This window comes from Sulfuricurvum sp. RIFCSPLOWO2_12_FULL_43_24, from assembly GCF_001829605.1.
Lineage (GTDB): Bacteria > Campylobacterota > Campylobacteria > Campylobacterales > Sulfurimonadaceae > Sulfuricurvum.
The window spans coordinates 1-3,847 of record NZ_MIBT01000091.1; the positions used below are offsets into that span (position 1 = coordinate 1).

A 3,847-nucleotide genomic window follows, 5' to 3' on the forward strand; every position below is an offset into this window, starting at 1 on the left:
AAGACCCTCATCGCTCATAATACTGCATCTTTCAGGTGTGGAAACGTAGGTCGCCGCCTGGCCTCAGATTTATCCTCTTTTCCAACTTCTTCTTAAATAATCATCATAAAAATCCTTTTTGTAAATGTTCAAAATCAACCTCTTAGCATTGCTGCTGTATACTTTTATTTATGAAACCAACACTTTATTTCCTACGATCTTCCGAACAAAAAATTGTCACTGATATGTTGTACTACGCTATGCGGTTAAATGAAGTTAATAAACAATTGTGTGATATCCCCAAGCTTTCTATCTATGAAGAGTTTTATGGCTTTACTAGTAAAGATTTGGGTTTATATGCACTTGTAGACAATCAGATTGCCGGTGCTGCTTGGATACGACGTCTTAATGCTGATCATGGTTCAAATGGCTACATCGATGATAGAACGCCTATCTTGAACATCGCTGTTATTCCAGACTTTCGAGGGCAGGGCATCGGGTCTATGATGCTGGAACAGTTGTTCATCGAAGCAGGAGCATTACATGAGAATATCAGTGTAAGCGTTATACGTGAATCATCGGCATCTCATTTTTATGAACGACATGGATTTGTTCGTAATAATAATGGACAAAACGAGAAAAGTCCGGTAGATGGTTCGGATGTTGTCACGATGGTAAAACGATTGGAGCGTGCTGAAATTAAGCGTCCTAGTGACGGATATGATCCTAGACGTTGGATGGATTAATTTCGACTTACATAAGCTTTGAGTGCTGCTTTGTTTCCGAGTGGCAATAGTAGGATGCCTGCATCGCGTTTGATTGTAACGAAGGCTATTTCAGCCTCTTTGAGTTTATTCAGTTGAATATTGAACTCTTGTATTGTTTTAACTTCTATATCATTTATTTCTACTATTTTATCTTTTGGATCAATCCCAACGGTTTTCGCCATCCCGTAGCTTAATATGACTTCAATTTCGGAATTTTCTTCACGTAATATTAATCCTAATTTTTCACTTATATCAGCTGTTCCGACATTCGTTTTTTCTTTTTTTTCTATTGGGGTTGATCCCAGTTTTACGTTAACAGTCTTTCGCTGTTTATCTCGAACAATGGTTAAGAGTATTGTTTCATCGGGATGAGATCGTTCTAGAAAACGGTGAAATTCTCCTCCATCATTGAGTAAAGAATCATTAAAGCCTATGATGATATCACCACTTTTTAAACCGCTTATTTTGGCAGGAGAATTTGGCTCAATACGGCTAATCAAAACGGATGATTTGTATCCAAGTTTACGTGAAAGCCGTTCAGATATGAGCATCTCTGCTCCTAGATATCCACGTATAATCTTTTTTTCTTCTATAAGACGTGACGCAATACGATGAACATCTGTTATGGAGAGTGCAAATGCGATATTGGTATAACTTCCTTGTTTTGAGAAATAGGTTGAGACCATGCCGATCAATTCTCCCTGCTGGTTAAAAAGAGGTCCACCTGAATTTCCCGGATTGATTGCTGCATCAATTTGTATGAAGTGAAGATAAGGATAGTTTGGAAGAAAACGGTTAATTGCACCGATAATTCCAAATGATACGCTATGTCCTAAAGAAAAAGGGGAGCCGATGGCAAAAATTCCATCGCCCGATGCAGCTGATCCATTATTTTCTAAGAGAACCGGTGCGTTAAAGGCAGTAGATTTTAAGACAGCTATATCGGTTTTATCATCTTTGGCCACGAGTACAGCAGAATATTCATTGTTTTCTTGATCGATAATAGCAATTTTCTTGGCTTCTCCGATTACATGAGCATTGGTCACAATATGATGCTCATTATCGAAAATAAATCCGGAACCTCCTGAATCACTTGCGGTAAGTTCACTATCATCGCCGATTGGCTCACTTTTTTGTACTTTTATTTTGACGATAGAGGGGAGCACGGATTTGACCTTCTCGGATACGCCGATAAACGGCTCAGAGGCAACAGAGAGGCAGGAGAGGAGCATCAAAATAAGGAAAGGTATTTTCATGTACATTCTTTAAAACAAAAAGAGATAAATCGAGCACCCCATAATTGAGGTTACCGTTAATGCAGCAAATATCCATTTACCCATTTTACGATGTTTGTCACTGTTCTCCAATAGACCGTTTTGATGTGATTTGTAGGTGGAAATAATGAGATAAATCCATCCAGCAACCGCCATCAGAGCAATAAGGATATGAATAACGAGGAACAAGAGGAGAAAATCATACGAGAGGGGACTTTGTTTTGTATATTCGGCAAATCCTCCGGTAAGTCGTACTCCGATTTCAAAAATAAGCACCATAATGATTGTAACGGCTAAAATGCTAAATTGGCTTTGGTAATGGAGTTTGATATTGCCACGGATTGCTTGATGGATTGAAAAAGCCAATAAAAAGGGGAGGAAGGCAAAATAAAGGGTAACAATATCCATATACATTAATGCTTTGGTTCCTAAGAAACCCGGTTCAAAAAACATAATAATCCTCATCCAATAAATGCGATATTATAGCGAGAGGTTAGAATATTATGAGAAAAAAGGGGAAGAAAAGAAGATCTGTCGGCAAAGAATGCCGACAAGAAGCTTATTCGAATGAACCAGCAATCACTTTACGTGATACGGTGTATGGAATCAACGCTGCAGCGCGTGATTGTTTGATCGCGATTGTAACCATATCTTGGTGACGTTTACAGTTACCTGTAAGACGACGAGGCATGATTTTGAAACGCTCAGAGAGTGAATATTTCAATGAAGCTACATCTTTGTAGTCAATGAAATCAACTTTTTGCTCGCAGTATTTGCAATAACGTTTTTTGTATTTTCTTTTTTCTGACATGGTACTATCCTTGTGCTTATTCTAAAACGGAATTTCGTCTTCGTTTATATCAATCTCTGGGAGATTGTTTTCCGGCATTTTTGCCGGTGCGGGTTTAGAATACGACGGTGGAGGCGTGTAAGCCGCTTTTGGTGCTGGTGCATCATAGCCGCTGTTACCCGCATCGCTGTATTCGTTATAACCGCCCTGAGAACCACTTTCGCCGCGTGAATCGAGCATTTGCATCGTTTCGACGATAACGGAGTGTTTAGAGCGCTTTTGGCCGTTTGTTTGGTCAACCCATTGGTCAAATTTCAATCGTCCTTCGACGAGGATTTTAGAACCCTTGCGGAGGTATTGGTTGGCTACCTCACCTGAACGGCCGAAAAAAGTGATGTCGACAAAACATGTTTCCTCTTTTTTCTCGCCGTTCACTGTAAATTTGCGACTCGTAGCAATAGCAGTATTGGCAATTGCCGATCCACCTTGTGCATACTTGAGTTCAATATCACGGGTGAGATTTCCAACCAAAATAATTTTATTAAACATAGGTTTTCCTTAAAAGGGCTTAAGAAGCTACTTCTTCTTTTTTCTCAGCAACAACAGCAGTTGGAGCAGTTTTTTTAGTTTTTTCAACCATACCGTTCCAAGCAGCAATCTCACGTTTTGAATCGTATTTCATGGTTACGAAACGTAAAATCTCTTCGTTGATACGAAAACGACGTTCAATTTCAGCAATTGCAGCAGGTGCAACAGTGTAATACATAACGTAGAAATAACCGCGAGCATTTTTCTCGATCGGGTAAGCTAATTTTTTCATTCCCATTGCGTCGCGAGCAACGATCTCACCGCCGTTAGCAGTGATCACTTCTTCAACGAGAGCGATGGTGTTTTTAATCTCTTCTTCTGTAAGAGTAGGTTTTACGATTACTAAGTTTTCGTAATGTCTCATAGCGTATGTCTCCTTATGGTGTTCGCCCCTTATGGTTGTTATACAGCACGACAGTCGTGTTGCAAAGAGCAAGGAACGCGCGGAT

Annotated in this window: 6 protein-coding genes; 1 reads left to right on the top strand and 5 read right to left on the bottom strand. The window is 39.7% G+C overall.

The window, feature by feature from the left end; genetic code table 11:
• Window positions 1-224: 224 nt before the first annotated feature.
• Entirely contained in the window at window positions 225-725 is a 501-nt protein-coding gene (locus tag A3G19_RS08440; RefSeq protein WP_041192547.1) for a GNAT family N-acetyltransferase, read from the top strand.
• Here A3G19_RS08440 and A3G19_RS08445 read toward each other — a convergent pair.
• From A3G19_RS08445 to rpsF, 5 genes are all read right to left on the bottom strand, one after another.
• A complete protein-coding gene (locus A3G19_RS08445) occupies window positions 722-2,002 on the bottom strand; it encodes a trypsin-like peptidase domain-containing protein (protein WP_015653109.1) in 1,281 nt (426 codons plus the stop codon). The genes A3G19_RS08440 and A3G19_RS08445 overlap by 4 nt on opposite strands.
• A 9-nt stretch (window positions 2,003-2,011) precedes the next feature.
• A complete protein-coding gene (locus tag A3G19_RS08450) occupies window positions 2,012-2,473 on the bottom strand; it encodes a DUF420 domain-containing protein (protein ID WP_294872004.1) in 462 nt (153 codons plus the stop codon).
• 106 nt (window positions 2,474-2,579) lie between these two features.
• Window positions 2,580-2,831, bottom strand: a complete 252-nt coding sequence (rpsR, locus tag A3G19_RS08455; protein WP_015653111.1) for a 30S ribosomal protein S18 — start codon at window positions 2,829-2,831, stop codon at window positions 2,580-2,582.
• Window positions 2,832-2,852: 21 nt separating this feature from the next.
• The gene (locus A3G19_RS08460; protein WP_015653112.1) at window positions 2,853-3,359 is read right to left on the bottom strand and encodes a single-stranded DNA-binding protein; all 507 of its coding nucleotides are present in this window, start codon (window positions 3,357-3,359) and stop codon (window positions 2,853-2,855) included.
• Between the two features lie 19 nt (window positions 3,360-3,378).
• Complete coding sequence (rpsF, locus tag A3G19_RS08465) at window positions 3,379-3,762, bottom strand: 30S ribosomal protein S6 (protein ID WP_015653113.1); 384 nt, start codon at window positions 3,760-3,762, stop codon at window positions 3,379-3,381.
• Between the last annotated feature and the right edge of the window lie 85 nt (window positions 3,763-3,847).